13 protein-coding genes are annotated in these 21,885 nt (G+C 68.7%); 4 read left to right on the top strand and 9 right to left on the bottom strand.

What is annotated here, in order from left to right; translation table 11 throughout:
• Positions 1 to 213 precede the first annotated feature (213 nt).
• The gene (locus VFK57_10555) at positions 214 to 2,427 is read left to right on the top strand and encodes a DPP IV N-terminal domain-containing protein (GenBank protein HET7696138.1); all 2,214 of its coding nucleotides are present in this window, start codon (positions 214 to 216) and stop codon (positions 2,425 to 2,427) included.
• Positions 2,428 to 2,462: 35 nt separating this feature from the next.
• Here VFK57_10555 and VFK57_10560 read toward each other — a convergent pair whose 3' ends face one another.
• The 4 genes from VFK57_10560 to VFK57_10575 form a co-directional block, all read right to left on the bottom strand.
• Complete coding sequence (locus VFK57_10560; GenBank protein HET7696139.1) at positions 2,463 to 5,021, bottom strand: M14 metallopeptidase family protein; 2,559 nt, start codon at positions 5,019 to 5,021, stop codon at positions 2,463 to 2,465.
• A 124-nt stretch (positions 5,022 to 5,145) separates the two neighbouring features.
• Complete coding sequence (locus VFK57_10565; GenBank protein HET7696140.1) at positions 5,146 to 6,096, bottom strand: cyanophycinase; 951 nt, start codon at positions 6,094 to 6,096, stop codon at positions 5,146 to 5,148.
• 1 nt (position 6,097) lies between these two features.
• Positions 6,098 to 6,628, bottom strand: coding sequence for a DinB family protein (locus VFK57_10570; GenBank protein ID HET7696141.1), 531 nt, complete (start codon positions 6,626 to 6,628; stop codon positions 6,098 to 6,100).
• Complete coding sequence (locus VFK57_10575; GenBank protein HET7696142.1) at positions 6,628 to 7,239, bottom strand: YdeI/OmpD-associated family protein; 612 nt, start codon at positions 7,237 to 7,239, stop codon at positions 6,628 to 6,630. The genes VFK57_10570 and VFK57_10575 overlap by 1 nt, the downstream gene beginning before the upstream one ends.
• 62 nt (positions 7,240 to 7,301) lie before the next feature.
• On the opposite strand from VFK57_10575, the gene VFK57_10580 reads away from it, so the two are divergent.
• On the top strand, positions 7,302 to 9,803 hold the full coding sequence (locus VFK57_10580; protein ID HET7696143.1) for an ABC transporter permease: 2,502 nt from the start codon (positions 7,302 to 7,304) through the stop codon (positions 9,801 to 9,803).
• A gap of 22 nt (positions 9,804 to 9,825) precedes the next feature.
• On the opposite strand, the gene VFK57_10585 is transcribed toward VFK57_10580, so the two are convergent.
• Entirely contained in the window at positions 9,826 to 12,549 is a 2,724-nt protein-coding gene (locus VFK57_10585; GenBank protein HET7696144.1) for a prolyl oligopeptidase family serine peptidase, read from the bottom strand.
• A 106-nt stretch (positions 12,550 to 12,655) separates the two neighbouring features.
• Positions 12,656 to 15,127, bottom strand: a complete 2,472-nt coding sequence (locus tag VFK57_10590) for an ABC transporter permease (GenBank protein HET7696145.1) — start codon at positions 15,125 to 15,127, stop codon at positions 12,656 to 12,658.
• A 70-nt stretch (positions 15,128 to 15,197) separates the two neighbouring features.
• Between VFK57_10590 and VFK57_10595 the strand changes: the two genes are divergently transcribed.
• Complete coding sequence (locus VFK57_10595) at positions 15,198 to 15,542, top strand: helix-turn-helix transcriptional regulator (GenBank protein HET7696146.1); 345 nt, start codon at positions 15,198 to 15,200, stop codon at positions 15,540 to 15,542.
• Entirely contained in the window at positions 15,539 to 15,916 is a 378-nt protein-coding gene (locus VFK57_10600; protein HET7696147.1) for a hypothetical protein, read from the top strand. Before VFK57_10595 ends, VFK57_10600 begins: the two co-directional genes overlap by 4 nt.
• 27 nt (positions 15,917 to 15,943) lie before the next feature.
• On the opposite strand, the gene VFK57_10605 is transcribed toward VFK57_10600, so the two are convergent.
• From VFK57_10605 to VFK57_10615, 3 genes are all read right to left on the bottom strand, one after another.
• Entirely contained in the window at positions 15,944 to 17,383 is a 1,440-nt protein-coding gene (locus tag VFK57_10605; protein HET7696148.1) for a serine hydrolase domain-containing protein, read from the bottom strand.
• Positions 17,380 to 18,267: a DMT family transporter gene (locus VFK57_10610; protein HET7696149.1), complete on the bottom strand. Its 888-nt coding sequence runs from the start codon at positions 18,265 to 18,267 to the stop codon at positions 17,380 to 17,382. The genes VFK57_10605 and VFK57_10610 overlap by 4 nt, the downstream gene beginning before the upstream one ends.
• Before the next feature lie 111 nt (positions 18,268 to 18,378).
• Positions 18,379 to 21,846 carry a PDZ domain-containing protein gene (locus VFK57_10615; protein ID HET7696150.1) on the bottom strand — a complete coding sequence of 1,156 codons (3,468 nt, stop codon included), beginning with the start codon at positions 21,844 to 21,846 and terminating at the stop codon, positions 18,379 to 18,381.
• Positions 21,847 to 21,885 lie beyond the last annotated feature (39 nt).

Consider the following 21,885-nt stretch of genomic DNA (forward strand, 5'->3'; position numbering starts at 1 on the left):
GCGTCCGGGACGGTGCCGCCGCCGCGGCCGAGAGCAGCAGCGCCGCGACACAGATTCTGACTCGTAACATCGGCGAGCTCCTGGTGAGCCCCGAGTATAGGCCCAGAGCCGGCTCGCCGAATACAGCCAACGGCTCGCGCCGCCGGAGCGACGGCCGTGGGCCGTCTCAGCCATCGCCGCTGTTGATCAATACTCGGACCCGGAGGATCCCGGATGAGAAGGGTTGCATTCATCTGTGCAGCGGCCGTGCTGTCGGTGTGCGCCGTGCTGCCGGTGACGGCGCAGCGTGCGGCGATGACCAACGCCGACTACGCCCGCGCCGAGAAGTTCATGGGCTACAACGTCACCCCGCTGGTCTACCGGTCGGGCGTGCGCGGCAACTGGTTGCCCGACGATCGCGTGTGGTACCGCGTCACGACGGCCACCGGAAGCGTCGCCACCCTGGTCGATCCGGTGACCGGCACGAAGACGGTGTGCGACCTTCCGGCCTGCGCGGCCGGCGCCGGCGGCCGCGGCGGTCAGGGCGGCCGCGGCGGTCAGGGCGGCGGACGCGGCGCCGCGCGCACCGACGTGCCGTCGCCCGACGGGAAGCGCACCGCGTTCATCCGGGACTGGAACCTGTGGGTGCGCGACGTCGCCACCGGCAGAGAAACGCCGCTCACCACCGACGGCGTCAAGGACTTCGGCTACGCGACCGACAACGCCGGGTGGGCGAAGAGCGACCGCGCGATCCTGCTGTGGTCCCCCGACTCGAGGAAGATTGCGACCTTTCAGCAGGACCAGCGCAAGGTCGGCGAGATGTATCTCGTCAGCACCGAGGCCGGCCATCCGCGGCTCGAGGCGTGGAAGTATCCGCTGCCCGGCGACGAGCACGTCGCCTTGATCCACCGGGTCGTCATCGACGTCGACACCGGCAGGATCACGCGGTTGAAGAAGGGCCCCGATCAGCACCGCTCGACGCTGTGCGACAACATCGCCTGCCGCGGCGGCGACTGGGCCGACGTCTACTGGAGCCCCGACTCGCGGAAACTGGCGTTCGTCTCGACGTCTCGCGATCATCGGCAGGAGCAGCTGCGCGAAGCGGACGTCGCCAGCGGCGAAGTCAGCGACATCCTCGCCGAGGAGGTGCCCACCTTCTTCGAGTCCGGCAACGGCGCGGTGAACTGGCGCTACCTCCCGGCGTCCAACGAGATCATCTGGTTCTCCGAGAAGACGAACTGGGGCCAGCTGTACCTGCACGACATGCGCGGCCGGTTGAAGAACGCGATCACGACCGGCGAAGGAAACGTCACGCAGGTGCTCAGGGTCGACGAAAAGAGCCGCACCATTCATTTCCTCGCCGTCGGACGCGAGCAGGGGCGCGACCCCTACTTCGTGCACCTCTATCGCGTCGGTTTCGACGGCACGAACCTGCAGCTGCTCACGCCGGAAGACGCGACGCACGACGTTTCGCTGTCACCGTCCGGGAAGTACTTCACCGACAGCTACTCGCGCCCCGACGTGCCGCCGGTCGCCGTGCTGCGCGATGCGGTCACCGGCAAGCTGATCGCCGAGCTGGAGACCGCGGACATCTCCAGGCTCACCGCCGCCGGATGGAAGCCGCCCACGCCGATCACCGTCAAGGCGCGCGACGGCCGCACCGATTTGTACGGGTTGATGTACACGCCGGCGAATCTGGATCCCGCGAAGAAGTATCCGATCGTCAATCACATCTATCCCGGGCCGCAGACCGGCAGCGTCGGCGGCCGCAGTTTCAATCCGGCGCGCAGCGACAACCACGCCCTCGCCGAGCTCGGGTTCGTCGTCGTCGAGATCGACGGCATGGGAACGCCGTGGCGATCGAAGAAATTCCACGAGGCCTATTACGGCAACATGGGAGACAACACGCTGCCCGACCAGATCGCCGGCATGAAGCAGCTGGCCGAGAAGTATCCGTACATCGATCTCGATCGCGCCGGCATCTGGGGGCACTCCGGCGGCGGCTATGCGGCGGCGGCGGCGATGTTCCGCCACCCCGACTTCTTCAAGGTCGGCATCGCCGAGTCCGGCAATCACGACAACCGCGCCTACGAGGACGACTGGGCGGAGAAGTGGATGCCGCTGCTCACCGACGCATCGAAGGCGGCCTACGAGGACCAGGCCAACCAGACGCACGCGAAGAACCTGAAGGGCAAGCTGCTGCTCGCCCACGGCATGATGGACAACAACGTGCCGCCCTACAACACGCTGCTGGTCGTGGACGCGCTGGTGAAGGCGAACAAGGACTTCGATCTGATCATGTTCCCGCAGGCGCGGCACGGCTTCGGCGACGCGTCGAACTACATGACGCGCCGCCGCTGGGACTATTTCGTCACGCACCTGCTCCACATGGATCCGCCGAAGGAATACCAGCTCCAGAGCGCCGGACGCGGAGGATCTCAGGACTGATCGCAGCCGGGGATGTGGGAGTGAAGCCCCTGAGGCTACCGCGTGCCGAACGCAGACGCGGGCACGCGCTGCGACGGACCGTGGAAGATCGCGTTGAACAGGAGCTTGAACGTCCCGCGCGGCTGGGTGCGGAAATCGATCTGGCTGCCGAGCGTGACGACGTAGCCGCTGCCGACGCGGAAGGCGACGGCGTTCGCCTGATCGCGGAGGAACTCTTCGCCGAGGAGCCATCCGCTCTGCAGGATCGGTCCCTTCGCCGGATACCGTGAGACGACTTCGCTCTGGATGGCGAACCCCGGCTTCAGCCGGTAGGCCTGATCCCCTTCGAAGAAGACCGGCCACGCGTCCGGCATGCCGAACGCAACCGGATGGGCGACGTTGAACTCGTTCTGCAGCAGCGATCCGGGACAGAAGAAGGCCAGCGGCGCGTTTGCCTGGCCGCGGCGCTGACGGGCGTCGGGCAACGCCGCTTCGATCGGCAGATCGAGCAGCGCCCGCGCGGTCTCGACCGCGGACCCGATCGCGACGAGCGTCCCGCCGCCGCGGACCCAGTCGCCGAGCTTCTTCCAGCCTGCGTCGCCGACGCCGTAGGCCCACGCCCATTCCTTGCCGTTGCGCTCGGCATTCAGGCCGCTGACGATCGTCGCGCGGCTCGTTCCGTCAGGCAGCACGATCGCGTCGTACTGCGAGGCCAGATCCTGCTCGAAGTCCTGCGCGGCAATCGCCTTGTGGTTGAAGCCGTACTGCTCGAACAGCCACTTCAGCCAACCCGCCGGCATGTTGTTGGCGCCGCGCCACAGGCCGATGCGGGTGTGCGGCTTCAACCGGTACAACTCGCCGCCCATCCGATCCGCGCCCTCGACGATCAAGCCGGTATCCTGCGCCAGCCCGGTGAGGATTCTGGTCGACTCGGCAGCAACCGGCACCACCCACGTCCCGGGCGTGACGGTCGTGCCGCCCGCCACCCGGAACACCGGAACGTTCGCTGCCTGCAGCCGCGCGACAGCCATGAACGCGGCGTTCTGCGCCGGCGGCATGATGTAGGCGCTCCGGGCCTGCGCCGGCAGCGGCGTCACGACCGGGCGCGGCGCCTTCACCGGCTCCAATGCGGCGTCGAATGGCTGATCGATCTGATCGACGTCGACGCCCATCAGCATGCCGAGCGTGTGTCCGGTCACGTCGTACGGCGGCTTGGGCGGACCGCCCGGGTAGAGACGCAAATCCGGATACTTCTGCCGCTCCAGCATCGTCTTCGCGAACGCGCCGTACGGCTGCGCGGTCCTGATCACCCATGAGCCGGCGCCGTAGTCCTTTCCGCCTGCCTTGAACGGGGCCTGCGCCTGGTGGATCTCCACCTCGGCGATGCGGAGGATGTCGAGCAGCTCGAACGTCTCGAACGGATCGCGCTGGGCGGCGGGCACGACGAAGGCGTAGGGTGCCTCCGTCCGGTTCACCCAGTCGGCGTGCACCTTGTAGAAGTTCTCGAGCCACGTCGTGCGGTACTTCGCCACGTGCGCCATGCCGGCGAACGCGACGGTGTTGCCGTAGTCGACGATGTCGCGCAGCCGCCAGTCGCTGCGGCGGTAGGGAAGCGGGAAGTTCCAGCGCGTCTCCTGCGGCCCCATCGGCGCGCCGTTCTGGTTGACGAGCGGATCGGCGAGATTGACGCTGGCGATCTCGGTGAGGATGCGCGGCTGGCCGTGGTAGACCATGTACTGCCGCGCCGGCGCCCACAGGTCGTAGCGCGACAGCCACTCGACGCCCCCCTTGCCTTCCGAGACCAGCGCGGACGCCATCGCCTGCCCCACGGTGCTGATCCCGGCGCGCAGGATCGCGTGCACGTTGGGATCGTAGGGATCGTCGAACGGCGGCACGAAGATTCGCGCGCCGCCCGATCCCATCTGGTGCATGTCGTGGGTGATGATCGGCTTGTAGCGGTTCTGGATCTGCACCGCCAGGCGCGTCTCTTTCTGCGTGAACATGAACCAGTCGCGGTTGTCGTCGTGCCCGACATACTTGTGGTACAGGTCCGGATACGTCCGGTTGAACGGCGTGCCGCGGGTCTTGTACCAGTGATCCACCACGAGATACTGGCCGTCGGGATTCTGAGACGGCACGAGCAGGACGACGACGTTGTCGAGAATCTGGCGCACGTCGGCGCCGTTGTCGGTCGCCAGCCGGTGCGCGATCTCGATCAGCGACTGCGTGTTGCCCACTTCGGTCGAGTGGATCGTGCCGTAGACGAAGTAGAACGCCCGCCCTTCCTGCGCCAGCTTCCGCGCCTCGGCCCCGCTGAGCCCGCGCGGATCGGCGAGCCGCCGGTTGATCTCGACCAGCCGGTTCAGCTTCGCCAGGTTCTCCGGCGCGCTGATCGTCGCCAGCACGTACGGATTACCCATCGTCGTCTTGCCGATCTCCTCGAACCTGACGCGATTGGTCGTCTTCGCCAGGTGCTGGAGGTACTCGACGATCTTCGGATACCGCGCCAGCTCGCCGTCGGCGCCGATCTTGATCCCGAAGTACGGGTCAGGCGCGATCGGACCCGCGGCCTGGAGCGTGAGCGCGACGACAGCGGCAACCAGCATGCTCTTCATACTGTCCCTTTCGCTACCTGCGGAAACGGCCCGACGGTCCACGCTCCGGCCGAAGATCACGGCGATGACGGGATTCCTTCGGTGACCTTTGTGGTCTTTGCGCCGGAGCTCGAGCCGTGCCGTCTCAGCGACTGCCGCGCTCGACGGGTCCGCCGGAGCCGCCGCCCCGTTGCGCGGGACGGGCGCCGATCCCGTATTTCTCGACGCGGCGGGTCTTCATGTTGTAGACGTCGCCGGCCGAGAGCACGAAGTACGGCTTCTCCCACGGCTGATACAGCCGCGTGTTGTCGTGCACGGCGACTTTCCAGGCGCCGATCACCTCGAAGCGATCCTGAGTGACGACAATCGCGGTGGCTTCCGACAGGCCGATGCCGAGCAGCCGGGGGAACTTCTGAATCACGGGGATCAGATGGTCCCAGCGGTTCCGCGTGTTGATGTGCTGATCGATGGCGGTGTTGCGCAGGAACTTGAACGCCGATTGATGCCCCGGCTCCGCCGTCATCATCACGTCCGGCCCCGAGGTGTCGCCGCGGACGAGATACTCGCCCTGGATCGTGGCGCCCGCCGAGCTGCCGCCGATCACGCCGCCGCGCTCGAGCAGCTTGTGAAACTCCCGATACGTCAGGGTGTTCGCGTACGAGTCGACGATGTTCCACTGGCGCCCGCCGTTGAACCAGACCGCGTCGGCGTCGCGCAGCGCCGCGGCGAACGCCTCCGTGTCGGCGACCCTGGGATCGTGGGTGTGCAGCATCCGCACGTGCTTCAGCCCGAGCCGGACCCACGGCGCGATGATCCGCTGCTCGTCGTAGGCGATCGGCTCCCCCTGGCCGTTGCGGTTGCCGCCGGCGGTCGGGACGATGACGAACGTCTTGTCCGGTCCGCCGGCCAGCTCGATGAACTTCTCGCTGATGCCCGAGCCGTTCAGGTTTCCGCCGCCGACGATGACCAGCGTGCCTTTCGCGGGCCCGTATTCCGGTGCTTCGGATCCCGCCTGCCGCGCCTGCGGCATCGCGGCGGACGCCAGCAGGGCGAACAGAACGGCGACACGAGCGGCGAGCGGGGCGGTGGCGCGCACGTCAGCGGCGCGACGACGGCGGGACGATGCCGTTGATGCGGAAATAGGTCACGAGGTTGCCGTAGTGCTCGTTGACGTGGCCGAGCTCGGCGACCAGGACGCCGGCGCGCGGCGCCTGGCCTTCGCCGAACGGCTGCTGCACCATCTGCCCGGCGCTCGCGTCGGTCAGCGCCGAGAACGCGGCGTCACAGTAGGCGATCGACTCGGACGTGGCCTTGATGATCGCCGCGCGCGTCTTCGCCGCCTTCTCGAAATGGTCTTCGGCGAACGGCGTCTTCTCCCCTTTGGCGGCGGCGCAGAACACGTAGTTGGCGCCGGCGAGGTGCGCCAGGATCTCGCCGAAATTGCGGACGCCGTCCACCGGACGGTAGTCGTAGCCGCTCTCCGGCATCATCTCCGAGGACTGCTGCAGGTTGCGCTTGGCGCCGTTCCACTGGCTTCGAATGCCGTCGCTGATCGGGTTGGCCGATTGCGCGGCGGGAATCGCCGCCGCGATCGCGCAGGCGATCGCCGTACTCACGATGGTTCGCATCATCTTCTCCTCGCGCCGGCGGTGTATTTCCAGTTCCGGCTCTTCCCTTCCGACATCCATTCCACCGCGGTGGCCAGCCGCCGGGCGCGCGTCTCGCCGGTCTTCGCCTCGGTGATCCACTCGATGTATTCGCGCCTGCACGACGGACTGAACGCCTGATAGTGCCGCAGCGCCTGCTTGTTCTTCCTGATCGCGGCGAGCACGTAGGCCGGCGCTCTCGGCGGCGGCTTCGGCGCCCTGGTCTGCCGCGGCGCCTTCACGCCGGCGTCGGCCAGCGCCGCGGCCTCCTTCACCATCCGCACCAGGGCCGTCTCGCCGGGCAGATCGGCGACGGACTCGAACCGCCCGAACCGCCCCTTCGCCTGGCCTTCCTTCCCCTCCGGCACGCTCTTCATCAGCGCGCCTTTCCAGAACCCGAAGACGCAATGCGCCTTGAACGCCGCCATGCCGGCGAGGGGCCCCTTGTAGTCGAACGCCGGCACGCTCCACTTGATCGTCTCGGCCACGCCCGGGCAGCCGGCGTGAACGGCGGCGCGGATGCGCCGGAGGATGGGCTGCGCAAAAGGCCGAGCCTTCGCGATGTATGCGTCGACGCGCGGATCCGTGGGCATGACGATACCGGGGGGCATATTATCGCGTAAACTTCTCCGTCCCGCCTTCCGTCCAACTCCCCATGCGCAGCCTCAAGTACGCGTTCCGCACCCTGTTCAAGACGCCGTTCGTGACGATTGTCGCGATTGTCTCGCTGGCGCTCGGCATCGGGGCGAACGCCGCGATCTTCTCGACCTTCAACCAGATGCTGCTCGAGGCGCTTCCCGTGCCGCAGCCGGGCGAGCTGGTCAACCTGTCCGCGCCCGGCCCGAAGCCCGGCTCGCAGTCGTGCGGCCAGGCCGGAGACTGCGACGTCGTGTTCAGCTACGCGATGTTCCGCGATCTCCAGAAGGTGCAGACCTCCTTCACCGGCATCGCCGCGCACCTCCTCTTCGGCGCCAGCCTCGCCTTCGACGGGCAGACGATGAATGCCGAAGGGCTGATGGTGTCGGGCAACTATTTCCAGGTTCTGCAGGTGCAGCCGGCGCTCGGGCGCCTGTTCGATTCGAACGACGATCGCCTCGTCGGCGAGGCGCCGGTCGCGGTCCTCAGCTACGGCTTCTGGTCGTCGAGGTTCGGCGCGGATCCGGGCATCCTGAACCGCACCCTCATCGTCAACGGCCAGACGCTCACCATCGTCGGCGTCGCCGCCCGCGGCTTCGAGGGGACGACGCTCGGCTCGCGGCCCAGCGTGTTCGTGCCGATCACGCTCCGCGGCGGGATGAATCGCGGCTGGCGGCAATGGGCCAACCGTCAGAGCTACTCGTTCTATCTGTTCGCGCGTCTGCGTCCCGGCGTGACGATCGAGGCCGCGCGGGAGGCGTTGAACGCGCAATACCGCGCCATCATCAACGACGTCGAGGTGCCGCTGCAGCGCGGGATGAGCGACGCCACGATGGCGCGCTTCAAGGTCAAGCCGGTCCTGCTCGAGCCCGGCGGCCTCGGGCAGAGCTCGGCGCGCGGCGTGGCGACGCGGCCGCTCTACATGCTGCTCGGCGTCACCGGCTTCGTGCTCCTGATCGCCTGCGCCAACATCGCCAACCTCCTGCTGGCGCGATCGGCGGCGCGCGCCACCGAGATGGCGGTGCGGCTGTCGATCGGCGCCAGCCGGTCGCGCCTGATGGGCCAGCTCCTCACCGAATCGCTGCTGCTCGCCGTTCTCGGCGGGGTGGCCGGACTCGCGGTCGCCAAGGGGACGCTCGCCCTGATCCTGTCGCTGATGCCGGCGGAAGCGGCGCAGACGATGGCGTTTTCGCTGAGTCCGCGCGCGCTGCTCTTCGCCGCGGTGGTGACGATCGGCACCGGCGTCCTGTTCGGCCTGTTCCCGGCGCTGCACAGCACGCGGCCGGATCTGGTGTCGACGCTGAAGGCGCAGGCCGGACAGCCGTCCGGGGCGAAGGGGGCCGCGCGCTTCCGGCTGGTGCTGGCGACCACGCAGATCGCGCTGTCGATGCTGCTGCTCGCCGCCTCCGGCCTGTTCATCAAGAGTCTGTTGAAGGTGAGCCGCGTCGACCTCGGCATCAAGGTGGACAACGTGATCACCTTCCGGCTGTCGCCGCAGCGCAGCGGCTACACCGGGCCGCGCACCCGGTCGCTCTACGAGCGGCTCGAGGAACAGCTGCGCGGCGCGCCCGGCGTCACCGGCGTCGCGGTCTCGATGGTGCCGGCGCTCGGCGGCAGCAGCTGGGGCAGCGACGTCGCCGTGCAGGGCTTCCAGGCGGGACCCGACACCGATTCCAACTCGCGCTACAACGAGGTCAGTCCCGGCTACTTCTCGGTGATGGGGGTGCCGCTGATGTCGGGGCGCGAATTCACCGCGGCGGACGTCGAAGGCGCGCAGAACGTCGCCGTGGTGAACGAAGAGTTCGTCAAGAAGTTCAACCTCGGACGCGACGCCGTCGGCAAGCTGATCGGATCGGGCAGCGGCTACCGCAGCAAGCTCGATACGGTCATCGTCGGGGTGGCGCAGAACGCGAAGTACAGCGAAGTGAAGCGGCCGGTGCCGCCGCTCTTCTTCCGTCCCTACCGGCAGGACGCCGATCTCGCCTCCGTCTCCTTCTACGTGCGCACTGCCGGCGATCCGGCGCAGTCGGCATCCACGATCACCGCAACGGTCAAGCAGCTCGACCCCAATCTGCCGATCGAGAATCTGAAGACGCTGACGCGGCAGGTGCGGGACAACACCTTTCTCGATCGCATGATGACAACGCTCTCGTCGCTGTTCGCGGGCCTGGCGACGCTGCTGGCGGCGGTCGGTCTGTACGGCGTGCTCGCCTACACGGTCGCGCAGCGGACCCGCGAGATCGGGCTGCGCATGGCGCTCGGCGCCGCGCCGGGGCGCGTCCGCGGCATGGTGCTGCGGCAGGTGGCCTGGATGACGCTGATCGGCGGCGCCGTCGGACTCGCCGGAGCGGTGGCGCTCGGCAGACAGGCGGGATCGCTCCTCTTCGAGATGCAGGGAACGGATCCGCTCGTCCTCGTGCTGTCCGGCGTCTCGCTCGCTGCCGTGGCGCTGATGGCCGGCCTGATCCCGGCGCACCGCGCGTCACAGGTCGATCCGATGCACGCGCTGCGCGAGCAGTGAGACCGCGACGCCGGGCGCCCGGCTAACGGACCACCGACGGCTGCTCGTTGGTCGTGGTCTTCCTCGGATCCGCCTTCTGCGGGTTCTTCACGTACTTGTCGAGCCACGCCCCCCAGCGCGCCCACAGATCGAGCAGCGTCTCCCGGGTCGCCGGGCCATGGTCCTCGAGCGGATAGAGATAGAGCGCGGTCGGTTTGCCGAGCCCGTTCAGCGCGTGATACAGCCGGATCGAATTGGTCGGGTCGGTGCCGACGTTCTGGTCGGCGAGCCCGTGATACATCAGCAGCGCGCCGGTCAGGTTGTTCGCGTAGAGGAACGGCGACATGCCGAGGTAGACGTTCGGCGCTTCCCACAGGTCGCGGCGTTCGGTCTGGAACCCGATGGGGGTGAGCGTGCGGTTGTAGGCGCCGTCGCCGGCGATGCCGGCCTTGAAGAACGGCGTGTGCACCATGGCGTTGACGGTCGAGAACGCGCCGTAGCTGTGGCCGCCGATCGCGAGCCGCTGGCGGTCGATGATCTGCCGCCGATCCAGCTCGTCGATCGTCGCGGCGAGATTGTTGCGCAGATCGTTGATGTAGTTGTTGTTCATCTGCCCCTGCGGGCCGATGATCGGCGCGTCGTTCGACACCACGGCGTAGCCGAGGCGCACGAAGTACTCCATCGAGCGCTGGTTGAAGGCCGTGAAGTCGTTCTTGTTCGAGGTGCGATCCGGGCGGTCGTACTCCTCCTGGCTCGAGTACTCCCGCGGATAGAACCAGAACAGCGCCGGCAGCCGCGTGCCGGCGCGGTAGTCGGGCGGCAGCGTCACCTTGACGCGGAACCTGAAGCCGTCGGCGCGCTCGGCGACGAACTTCTCCACCTTCGCCATGGTGAGATCCTCGTGCGGATCGACGTTCTTCGTGAGCTGGACGCGGCGGCCGCCGTCGAGCAGATGGTTCTGCGGGACCTCCTTCGGGCTCTCGCGCGACAGCACGAATTTCCTGGCGTCCGGATCGATGACGACGGCGACGCGTTCGGCGATGCCGTTGTTCTCCCCCTCGAAGATGCGCTCCTTCTCACCGGTCCTGATCGAAATCCTGTCGACGAACGCCTTCGGCGCGACCTCGTTCGGGTTGCGGTCGTAGGCCGTGCCCATGAAGAACACGCTGGTGCCGTCGGCCGAGAGCTGCACGGGGCCGGTGCCGCCACCGCCGCCGCGTCCGCCGGCGCCGCCGGCGCGTCCGCCGCCGCCGCCCGTGCCGCGCGTCGACACCAGGGTGCCGGGATTGGCGTAGACGTCGTCCGCGCGGTAGCGCGCCAGCGTGTACTTCTTCGTCGTGTCGTTCAGGTAGACGGCGCTCTCGAGGGCGTTCTGGCCGGCACGCTCGCTGAAGAAGAGGATCTGCATGTCCGGCGAGTAGCGGTGGCCGCTGATGCGCGTCGGGTTCTCGTAGACGACCTTCTGGCTCGCGGCGTCGAACGGCGGCAGCCACTGGTAGACGCGGTCCTTGCGCGGCGGCGCCTGATCGCCGCCGCCGGCGCCGCGGCGTCCGCCTGCGGGCGGCTGATCGTCCGCGGGAGCGGGCGCGCCGCCGCGGTTTGCCTGCCCGGCCGGCGACCGTGCGGCGGCGGGCTCCTGCTCGACGAACGTGAGCCCCTGGCCGTCGGTCCGCCAGGCGACTTCGCGCTTCCCGGTCTGCTGCCCGCCGCGGCCGCCGCCTCCGCCCTGCGGCGGCGCCTGCGGATCCGGGTTGGGCGCGTCGTCCTGCACCCCGAGATTGATCGGACGATCGCTCACCTTCGCGAGCACCTTGCCCGAGTCGTCCCAGATCTCTTCGATCTGGCCGAAGTTCGCGACCGGTACGTCGTATGAGAACGGCCGCAGCATGCGGGTGACGCGCGCGTACCTGCCGTCCGGCGCGAGGTCGATGGCGCGGATCATCGCCGGCGCGCCGATCTTCCTGACGCTGCCCTTGGCCACGTCGACGAGCGCCAGCTGCCCGGTCGCGTGCCACTCGAGGAGCTGCTCTTCGTACGGCGTCGACATCAGGCTGGGGAACGTGCGCAGCCGGTTCTTGTCGGACTCCATCGCCAGCTTGACGGTCGGTCCGGGCGGCGCCGCAGGCATCTGCGGCATCGCCGCGCGCGCGTCCGGCACGAGCACGGTGCCGATCTGCCTGCCGTCCTGCGTGAACTCGAAGGTGGTGACGAGCGTCGCGAGCACGGGCGTCTTCGTCGCCTGCCGCGCCGCGCCGGTCGCAGCGTCGGCGACCCAGATGTGCGTCGCGTCCTCGCCGTGGACGAAGAACGCCACGCTCTTGCTGTCCGGCGACCACGTGGCGTTCGACACGCGCGCCCCGGCGGGGACCTGGATCGGCTTCCTGGTGCCGTCGGCGGCGGAGATCAGCTGGATGCCGACGTTGTTGCGAATCGTCAACGTCCGCGAGCGGTTCGCCTTGTGGTCGACGAACAGGCCGCCGAGCTCGTGAAACGGCTTCGCGAAGGTCTTCATCAGGACGGGACCGTCGCCGATCTCGTCGACGAACCATTTCTTGTCGGGGCTCGGCGAGGTCAGCGACACGTTGAGATAGCGCTTCGCGGTGACGGCATCCGCCAGTTCGCCCGGCGGCGTCTGGTAGCCTTGCGCCTTCAGAATGTCGTCCGGTGTCCGCTGCGCGCCGCTCTGCGCGGCCAGCGACAGCGGCAGCACCGCCAGTGCGACCGGCACCACCAGCCGCCACACCATCGCGTTCGTTCGTGGCGTCATCCCCTGCTTCCCTCCCCGGAGAACTCTCGGTGGCGGGATTATATGCGCTCCGGCCGGGGCCCACGAAGCGTCCCCGGCGGCGTGGCGAGGGGCGGCGCCCCTCGAGTCACGAATCCCGCAGCGTCACCATCGGATCGACGCGGGTGGCGCGCTGGGCGGGCACGTAGCAGGCGACGAACGCGACCATGGCGATGAATGCGGTGACCGCGCTCAGCGTCAGCGGATCGGTCGGGCGCACGTTGAACAACTGCGCCTGCAGCAGCCGCGTCAAGCCGAACGACGCGATCAGCCCGGCCACCAGTCCGACGATGGTGAGGCGCATTCCCTGCCCGAGGATCATGCCCAGGACGCTGCCGCGGGTGGCGCCGAGCGCCATGTGGATCCCGATCTCCTTCGTCCGCTCGCTCACCGAATACGAGAGGATGCCGTAGGTGCCGATGGCGGCGAGGACGAGCGCGAGCGCGGCGAAGATCCCGAGCAGCGTCGCGAGGAATCGCGGGCGCGCCGCCGAATCGGCGAACACCTGTTCCATCGTCCGGAACCGGACGACGGGCAGCGTCGCATCCTGCTCGCGGACGGCGCGCTGAATCTCCTGCGCGATCGTCTGCTCGGGCAGCGACGAGCGCACGACGAAGTTCATGCTGGTGGCGGCGGTGTTCAACAGGCGCGGCGACTGCTCGTTGAGGAAGTAGAGCTCGGTGCCGGTCTTCTTCCCCATCCCGCCCTGCTTCACGTCGCGGACGACGCCGACGATCGTGAACGGCGTGCTGGCGCCGGGTCCGGTGAAGACGTTGATCCGCTGCCCCACGGCTTCGAGCTTGCGGAATGTGAAGAACGTCTTCTCGAGCGTCTCGTTCACCACGGCCACCGCCGCGCCATTGACGTCCGCCGGCTCGAAGCCCCGCCCCTTGACGATCGGGATCCCCATCGTCTGGAGGTAGTCGACGTTGACGGTCTGGTAGTAATCGACGTTCTCCGCCGGTTGATCCGGGCCGGTGGGCGTGTAGCCCTCGAAGTCGGTATCGTTCGCGTTGACGGGCCGGTTCGGTGGAAGGCCGCTCATGCGCGCGACCCCGCTGACGCCCGCCACTTGCTTGAGGCGCGCGCCGAGGCGGTCGAAGAACGCGACGCGCTGGTCGGCGCGCTGGTATGCCGCCGCGGGCAGCACCAGGCCGAACGTCACCAGGCGGTCGCGGTTGAAACCGGCGTCCACCGTCATCAGCTTCTGAAAGCTGCGCAGCAGGAGCCCGGCGCCGACGACGAGCACCACGGCGAGGGCGACTTCGGCCATGACGAGTCCGCTGCGCAGGCGCGCACGGGCGGTGCCGGCGGTCGTTCGCTGGCCGCCTTCCTTGAGCGAGATCGTGACGACGTCCTCACGCAGATGGAGCAGCGGCGCCATCCCGAAGATCAAGCCGGTCAGGATCGAGATCCCGAGCGTGAACAGCAGCACCTTCCAGTCGAGCGCGATCTCGAGGGCGCGGGGGATGCTGTCGGGATTGGCGGCGAGCATGGCGCGCAGGCCGCCGAACCCGAGGGCCGCGCCAAGGGCGCCGCCGATCAGCGCGAGCAGCACGCCTTCGGTCAGGAACTGGCGGAGGAGGCGCCAGCGGCCGGCGCCGAGCGCGGAGCGGATGGCGAACTCCTTCTGACGCGACTCGGCGCGGGCGAGGATGAGATTCGCCAGATTGGCGCACGCGATCAGCAGCACGAAGCCCACCGCCCCCTGCAGCACCCACAGCGCCGCGCCGATGCCGCCGACCATGTCGGACTTCATCGGCTGCATCTGCAGGAGGTGCGTCTGGTTGGGGAGCGCGCTCGGCGCGTGGCGGTTGCCGCTCAATTGCCGCCACTGCTCGATCATCGTCTTGAGATCCGCCTCCGCCTGCCCCTGGGTCACGCCGTCCTTCAGGCGGCCGATCAGATAGAGGAAGTGGCCGCCGCGGCGATTGGGAAAGGTCGACGGGTCGATCGTCAGCGGCAGGAACACTTCGACGCGCTGGTCGTGGATGTCGAAGCCGGGCGGCATGATGCCCACGATCCGCGTCGGCGTGCCGTCGATCTGGATCACGCGGCCGAGCACCGTTTCGTCGCCGCCGAAGTCGCTCTGCCAGGTGCCGTAGGCGAGAATGCCGACGTCTTCGGCGCCGACCGGCGAGTCGTCCTGCTTGAACAGCCGCCCGCGGAGCGGCGGCACGCCGAGCACGTCGAGCAGCTCGGGCGTGACCACGACCGAGTTCACGCGCCGCGGCCGCTCGGGGGAGCCGAGATTCACCGCGCCTTCCCGGTAGGCGCCGACGCCGCTGAACGAGCGGTTCCGCTCCTTGAACTCGGCCCATTCGGGCAGCGACACCCAGAAGCGATCGAAGCCGAGGGCCGGAAACGTGCTGGTGATGAACATCAGCCGCTCGGGCTGCGGGTACGGCAGCGGCTTCAGCATCACGCCGTTGACGACGCTGAAGATGGCGGTGTTGGCGCCGATGCCGAGCGCGAGGGTGAGGATCGTGACCGCGGCGTAGGCCGGGCTCTTGGCCAGCGTGCGCAGCGCGTAGCGGAGGTCGGACGTCAGCGTCTGCATAGGGCTTCGTATCACCAATTAGTTTAAAAACGCAACGATTAGACGTTGACGCTCCGCGAATGGTTGCGGCATGATCGCCGGACCGATGGCGCGCACCGATCTCGGCGACCTGGAGCATCTCGTGCTGCTGGCGATTCTGCGGCTCGGGGCCGACGCCTACGGCATTCCCATCCTCGACGAAGTCGCGGCGCAGAGCGGGCGCGACGTCTCCCGCGCCACCGTCTACGTCGCGCTCAAACGGCTCGAGCAGAAGGGGCTGGTGAGCTCGCGCCTCGGCGACAGCACGCCCGAGCGCGGCGGGCGCGCCAAGCGCTTCTTCAGGCTGAAGCCCTCCGGACTCAAGGCGCTGCGCGAGTCGCGCGAGATGTTCCTCAACCTGTGGCGCGACTACGAATCGGTGCTGGACCGCGCATGAGCCACGACGACGTCTCGGGCGCGCTGCGCGTCCTGGTGCGCTGCCTGCCGCCGCGCGAGCGCGAGGCGATCGTCGGCGACCTGCTGGAAGAGGCGGCGCACCGGCAGGTCTCGGGCCCGCGGCGCGAGCTGTGGCTGGCGGCGGAATGCGGCGCGATCGCAGCCGGCCTCACCGTGACGCGCCTGCGCGACTGGCTCGTGGTCCCGCCGGTGCGCGAGCTGGCGGCCGGCCTGGCGCTCGACGGCAGCCGGGCGCTGCGCGGCGGCCACAGCGGCGCGCTGCTGCGCGTTCTGATCTTCTGCGGCTCGGTGGCGACGATCGCCCTCGGCGTCGAACTCCTGGTCGGCTCGCTCATGTCAGCCGCGGGATTCTGACGCGGCTGCACGCGCCCGGCTCTCCGCCTACCGCTTCGAGAAGACGATGCCGCGGACGCGTCCGGCGTCGATGGTGAAGCCGGTCACGGTCCGCGCCGAGTCGCGCACGAACTTCACCGTATAGCTGCGGAAGCCGAAGTGATCGGTCGGCCCCTCCAACCGCAGCACCGACGGCGCCACATCCGTTTCGCGCTGCATCCACAACTCGTCGCCGCGCGCCGTGACGGTGAAGGTGGCATCGAGCTCCTCGCTGTGGAACGTTCCCGCATACGCGCGGTTCGCGGCGGCCGTGGTCGCATCCGGGACGCGTCCGATGATGCTGCCCGCCGCGCCCGCCGGCAGGCGCGGCGCCTCCGTTCTGCCGTCGAGGACGAGCGCGGCCACTTGACGCGCCAGCGAGGCGGTCGACGCGGTCGCGGTGTTGCAGAGCAGCGCGACGGATGTCCGCGCCGCCGGCACGCGGAAGAGGTGGGCGCGATACCCGCCGAGCGAGCCGGAATGCTCGACGATCGCGCGTGCGCTCCATTCGCCGATCTGCAGGCCCCAGGCATAGGGCAGCGTCGTGCCGTCGTTCAGCGTGCCGCGGGTCTGGACCTGCGCGATCACGGCCGGGCCGCCGACCTTCGCCGTGTAGAAGTTCTCGTCCCACTTCAGCAGATCCGGAATGCTGGTGTACAGGCCGCCGGCGCCGGCGCGCTCGTTGATCGGCGTGTCCATCGTCCAGGCGCCGCTTCGTCCGCCGTAGCCGAGAGCGCGATGCGTGACGAGCCGGCGGGCGTCGGTATGGAAGTGCGAGCTGGTCATGCCGAGCGGCTTGAAGATCTGCTCATCGGCGTACGCCGCGAACGGCGTGCCGGTGGCGCGCTCCACGATGGTCGCGAGCAGCGTGTAACCGGTATTGGAGTACAGGTACTCCGAGCCGGGTTCGAAGTTGAGCGCGTGCTGCCGCGCCGTGATCCGCAGCACCGCGCGGTTGTCCCACGCATCCTCGTCGCGGCGGCCGGCGATCGCCAGCAGCGTGTTGTAATCACGCAGCCCGGCGGTGTGGTGCAGGAGATGCCGGATGCGGATCGCGTCGGCATAGGGCGGCAGCTCGGGCAGGTACTTCCGGATCGAGTCCTCGTAGGCCAGCTGCCCCCGGCTCATCGCCAGCGCCGCGGCGAACGCGGTGAACTGCTTCGATACCGATCCCGCGTAGAACACCGATTCGGGTGTGATCGGCACGCCGTGCTCGAGCGAAGCCAGTCCGTAGCCGTTCGCGAACGCCATCGCGCCGTTCCGGAACACGCCGACTGCGCACCCTGGTGATCCGCTCGCCGTCCACGGAGCGAAGATCGTGTCGATGGCCTCGCGCTGCTCGAGAACCGATGGCCGGCGTCCCGACTCCGAGGCGATCTGGCGCGCGACGGCAGAAGCCGACGTGGCCGCGACGACGGTGACGCCGAGGATCAGCGCGCGAAGGCTCATGGATGCTCTCCATCGCTCAGCGAGCGGCGGTCATCGCCGCGGTTCACCACGTAAATCCCCGCCAGCACCACCGCGCCGCCGGTGATCTGCGCCGGCGTCAATGGTTCGTCGAGCAGCAGCCAGGCGAGCGCCGCGGTGCAGGGCACCTGCGCCAGGAGCGCGACCGAGGTGATCGTGGCGGGCAGATGGCCGAGTGCGTAGACCAGCGCGAAGTAGGCGAACAACTGCGACACCAGACCGAGCGCGACCAGCACCGTCCACGTGCGCGGCGTGAACCCGCTGAGCGGCATCCCCATCGCCATGCAGACGGCGAGCAGCGACGCGACGCTGGCGGCGATGGTGACGGCGTTGAAGGTCAGCGTATCCATGGACGATCGCACGTGTTCGGTCACCACCATGTAGGCCGCGAAGAACGCACTCGCCGCGATGGCGAGCAGATTGCCGGAGAGCGAGCCGCGCGCGGACCCGGGGTTCAGGCTGGCGCCGAGCACGAGCAGACATCCGCCGAGCGCCAGCGCCAGCCCGATCCAGAACGCCGCCCCGGGACGCCGGCGGAAGACGAGCCAGGTCAGGATGCCGACGAAGATCGGCGTGTTGTTGCCGAGGATCGCCGCGACCGCCGCCTGCGAGCGCATGACCGCGGTGTTCCAGAGCGCCAGGTCGAGCGCGAAGAACACACCGCCGGCCACCGCGAACCAGAGCGCGCGGCGGCTCACCTGACGTGTCGACCCGCGCAGCGCCCGCCACGCGAACAGGACGAGCCCGGCCGTCAGCACGCGATAGAACGCCGACACCGGACCCGGCACGCCCGCCCAGCGAACGAAGATCGCGGACCACGCGATTCCCGACACCGCGAGCGCCAACGCGAAATAAGCGCGCAGCACTCAGAACTCAGACGTCAGCACTGCGCACTCGCACCGCGCACTCGCACTGCGCACTCGCACTGCGCACTGCGCACCGCGCACCGCGCACCGCGCACTGCGCACCGCGCACTGCTACCCCCCGCCCTTGCGCCTGCCGTGGGTCGGCGGCGGCGGCTCCGTCGTCATCCGCTGCACCGGCTTCTCCTTCAACAGGCGCATCGCTTCCGCGACGGCGCGTTCGAGCTGCGGATCGCGGCCGGCGATCACGTCCTTCGGCCAGTTCTCGACCTCGATGTCCGGCGGCACCCCTTCGTTCTCGAGCGCCCACTTGCCGCTGCGATCGAAGAAGCCGCCGCGCGGCGCGATCATCGATCCGCCGTCGATGAACGGCGGGGTGTCGGCCGTGTGCACCAGGCCGCCCCAGGTCCGCTTGCCGACCAGCGGCCCGATCTTGCGGCGGCTGAACATGTACGGCATCAAATCGCCGCCCGAGCCGGCCATTTCGTTGATGATCATCACCTTCGGCCCCCAGATCCCGGCCGCCGGACTGGTGAACGGAACGCGATCGCCGGCGACGTTGTTGAAGTAGCCGTCGAAGTCGCGCGCCAGCCCGTCGATGATGTAGTCGGCTGCCGACCCGCCGCCGTTGAACCGCTCGTCGATCACCGCGCCCTTCTTGTCCTGCTGCGCGAAGTAGTAGCGGTTGAAGCTCGCGTAGCCCGGTTGACCGGTATTCGGCAGGTGCACGTAGGCGAGCTGCCCGTCGGACAGCTTGTCCACCAGGCGCCGGTTGCTCTCGACCCACGCACGCGTGCGCAGTGTCTGCTCGTTCGCGACCGGGATGACCGTGACCTGCCGCGCCCCCTCGAGCGCCGGCCGGCTGTTCACCGCGAGCACCGTCTGGCGGTTCGCCGTGCCGTCGAGCAGGCGATAGATGTTGTCGGGCGCCTTCAACTCGATCCCGTTGATGGCGACGATGAAGTCGCCGGTGCTCACGTCGACGCCCGGCGCTGCGAGCGGCGCGCGCAGATCCGGGTTCCAGCTCTCGGTATCGTAGATGCGCGTGATCTTGTAGCGTCCCGACTCGATCGTGAAGTCGGCGCCGAGCAGGCCGCCGATCGACGGCGGCACGCCGGGCATCTCGCCGCCGCGGACGTAGGAATGCCCGACGGCGAGCTCGGCGCCCATGTTGTCGAGGAGATAGTTCAAATCGGCACGATGGTTCACGAACGGCAGGAAGGCGCCGTACATCTCCCTCGCCTTCTTCCAGTCGGCGCCGTGCGCGTTGGTGACGTAGAGATAGTCGCGCTGGTTGCGCCAGCCCTCGTGGAAGATCTGCCGGAACTCCTCTTTCGGCTCGAGGTACATCCGCAGCGTCACGTTCAAGCGGCCCGCGCCGGCCTGCGGCGGATTGCGGTCTGCATCGACGAGGAACAGCCCCGTCGTCCCGCCGCCCGCGCCGGGGGCGCCGCGCCCGCCGCCGCGGCCGCCGCCGCCGCCGGTTCGATACAGCAGCTTGCGGCCGTCGGCGCTGACCGCGTAGTCCGCCGCGTTGGGCACGAACGTCGCCGCACGGCGGTCGCTCAGGCGGTAGCGCACGATGCTGCTGCCGCTCGCCCCCTCGTCGTCGCCGCCGGCCGTCGACTGCAGGTAGAAGACCGTCCCCGCCACACCGGCCTCGAGCTTCGAGTACTCGCGCGCCGGCACGCCGGGAATGGCGAGGATGCGGCGCGGCAGTCCGTCGAAATCGATCTGCACGGTGACCGGTCCGCGCGGCGCGCGATCCGCCTGCGTCGTGGATGCCGGCGGCTGCGCGTCGGGTGCCGTGTCAGCCGGCGTGTCCGCCGGCGCGCCGCCTCGCCCCTGGCCCGAGCCGCGGCCGCCGCGCCCTTGTCCCTGGCCCGGCGGCACATCGCCGCGGCCCGGCGCGAAGGTGATGCCGGAGTCCTCGTCGCTCTCGGGCAGCAGCGGGCTCGGCTCTCCCTTCTTCAGCACCGCCAGATACAGGCCGAACGTGGTGGTGTGGTCGTACGACGTCATGTCGAGCCACTGCGAGCGCATGCCGAAGTCGGTCGAGGCGAAAAACCACAGGTATTTGCCGCTCGCGTCGAAGACGGGCCACGTCGTATCGGCCAGGCCGTCGGTGACCTGCCTGACCTCGCCGGTGTCGGCGTTGCTGATGAAGATCGCCTTGTAGAGCGAATTCAGGTGGCTGGCGTAGGCGATCCACTTCGAGTCGGGGCTCCACGTCGGGTTCATCGTCCGCTGGGGCACCATCCAGGGATCGCGGCCGACGACCTTCGCTTTGCCGCTCTCGACGTCGAGCACCCAGAGCTTCAGGTTGGTGTCGGTGTAGAGAATCTTCTTCGCATCGGGCGACCACGCCGGCGTGTAGTAATGGGTCGGATTCTCCAGCGCGATCTCGCGCGGCGGCGACAGCCCGTCCTGCGCTTCGATCACCAGCTTGTACTCGCCGGACTTGTCGCTGAAGTACGACACGTACTTGCCGTCGGGCGACCACGCCGGGTCGCGATCCGCGGAGCCGCTGGAGTTGGAAAGGTTCCGAACGTCGCCCTTTTCCGCCGGCACCGTGAAGATCTCTCCGCGCGCTTCGAGAACCACGCGCTTGCCGGTCGGCGAGAGGCCGAGGTTCGACATCCGGGCGGTCACGTCTTCCCAGCGCGGCATCATCCACGGAAAGTCGCCGTTGGCGGTGATGGTCACGGCTCTGGCGCGGCCGCTCTTCGGGTCGAGCTCGTGGATCACCCCGGCCTGCTCGAAGACTATCGTGCCGGCGCCGGCATCCATCGACTTGACGTCGAAGTCGGTGAACCTCGTCACCTGCGCGAGCTTCCTCGCTTTCGGGTCGAAGCTCCACACGTTCGACACGCCGTCGCGATCGGAGAGGAAGTAGACGACGTCGCCGACCCAGACCGGCTCCTTGTCGTTCGAATCACTCCACGGCGGAGACACGAGATCGTAGGTCTTCAGATCCACGATCCAGACCGGACGGTTCTGTCCGCCGCGGTAATTGCGCCGCTCTTCGTCCCACGAGTTGTTCATCCGGTAGGCGACGTGCGTGCCGGACGGCGAGATCTTTCCCTGGTAGGCGCGCGGCAGCACCATCGGCTCCTCGACGCCGCCCTCCGCCGGCACCGTCCAGAAGCGCGGCGCGGCGCTCGGCGCCGCCGTCGCGCGTCCCGACGCGAACACGATCGACCTGCCGTCCGGCATCCAGCCCTGAACGTTGTCGGCACCCGGATGCCACGTCAGCCGCTTCGGTTCGCCGCCGTCGGCGGCGACGACGTAGACGTCGGTGTTGCCGGCGTACTCGCCGCTGAAGGCAATCAGCCGTCCGTCCGGCGAGAAGTGCGGGTTCGTGGTCTGCCCCTGGAAGCTGGTGAGGCGGCGGGCCATCCCGCCGGTCCGTTCGACCGTCCAGATGTTGTTGGCGTACGCGAACGCGATGTGGGACGCGCTGACCGTCGGCATGCGCAGCAGCTTGGTCGGACCGCCGTTGGCCGCGGGCCGGCCGGCGAACGCCGTGACGACGAGCATGCCCGCCGCGCACACGGCGAGCAGCCGGGTCTCTTTCTTCATGACCATCCTCCCCAGGGCCGGGGATGGTACCATTCTTTG

The organism is Vicinamibacterales bacterium (assembly GCA_035699745.1).
In the GTDB taxonomy this organism is placed as follows: Bacteria; Acidobacteriota; Vicinamibacteria; order Vicinamibacterales; family 2-12-FULL-66-21; genus JAICSD01.

What these genes read in the sequence shown, in the direction of transcription:
- VFK57_10580 (HET7696143.1), top strand. Translation starts at nt 7,302, where the DNA reads ATGCGCAGCCTCAAGTACGCGTTCCGCACCCTGTTCAAGACGCCGTTC.
- VFK57_10585 (HET7696144.1), bottom strand. Translation starts at nt 12,549, where the DNA reads ATGACGCCACGAACGAACGCGATGGTGTGGCGGCTGGTGGTGCCGGTC.
- VFK57_10600 (HET7696147.1), top strand. Translation starts at nt 15,539, where the DNA reads ATGAGCCACGACGACGTCTCGGGCGCGCTGCGCGTCCTGGTGCGCTGC.
- VFK57_10590 (HET7696145.1), bottom strand. Translation starts at nt 15,127, where the DNA reads ATGCAGACGCTGACGTCCGACCTCCGCTACGCGCTGCGCACGCTGGCC.
- VFK57_10570 (HET7696141.1), bottom strand. Translation starts at nt 6,628, where the DNA reads ATGCGAACCATCGTGAGTACGGCGATCGCCTGCGCGATCGCGGCGGCG.
- VFK57_10555 (HET7696138.1), top strand. Translation starts at nt 214, where the DNA reads ATGAGAAGGGTTGCATTCATCTGTGCAGCGGCCGTGCTGTCGGTGTGC.
- VFK57_10575 (HET7696142.1), bottom strand. Translation starts at nt 7,239, where the DNA reads ATGCCCACGGATCCGCGCGTCGACGCATACATCGCGAAGGCTCGGCCT.
- VFK57_10560 (HET7696139.1), bottom strand. Translation starts at nt 5,021, where the DNA reads ATGAAGAGCATGCTGGTTGCCGCTGTCGTCGCGCTCACGCTCCAGGCC.
- VFK57_10595 (HET7696146.1), top strand. Translation starts at nt 15,198, where the DNA reads ATGATCGCCGGACCGATGGCGCGCACCGATCTCGGCGACCTGGAGCAT.
- VFK57_10615 (HET7696150.1), bottom strand. Translation starts at nt 21,846, where the DNA reads ATGAAGAAAGAGACCCGGCTGCTCGCCGTGTGCGCGGCGGGCATGCTC.
- VFK57_10605 (HET7696148.1), bottom strand. Translation starts at nt 17,383, where the DNA reads ATGAGCCTTCGCGCGCTGATCCTCGGCGTCACCGTCGTCGCGGCCACG.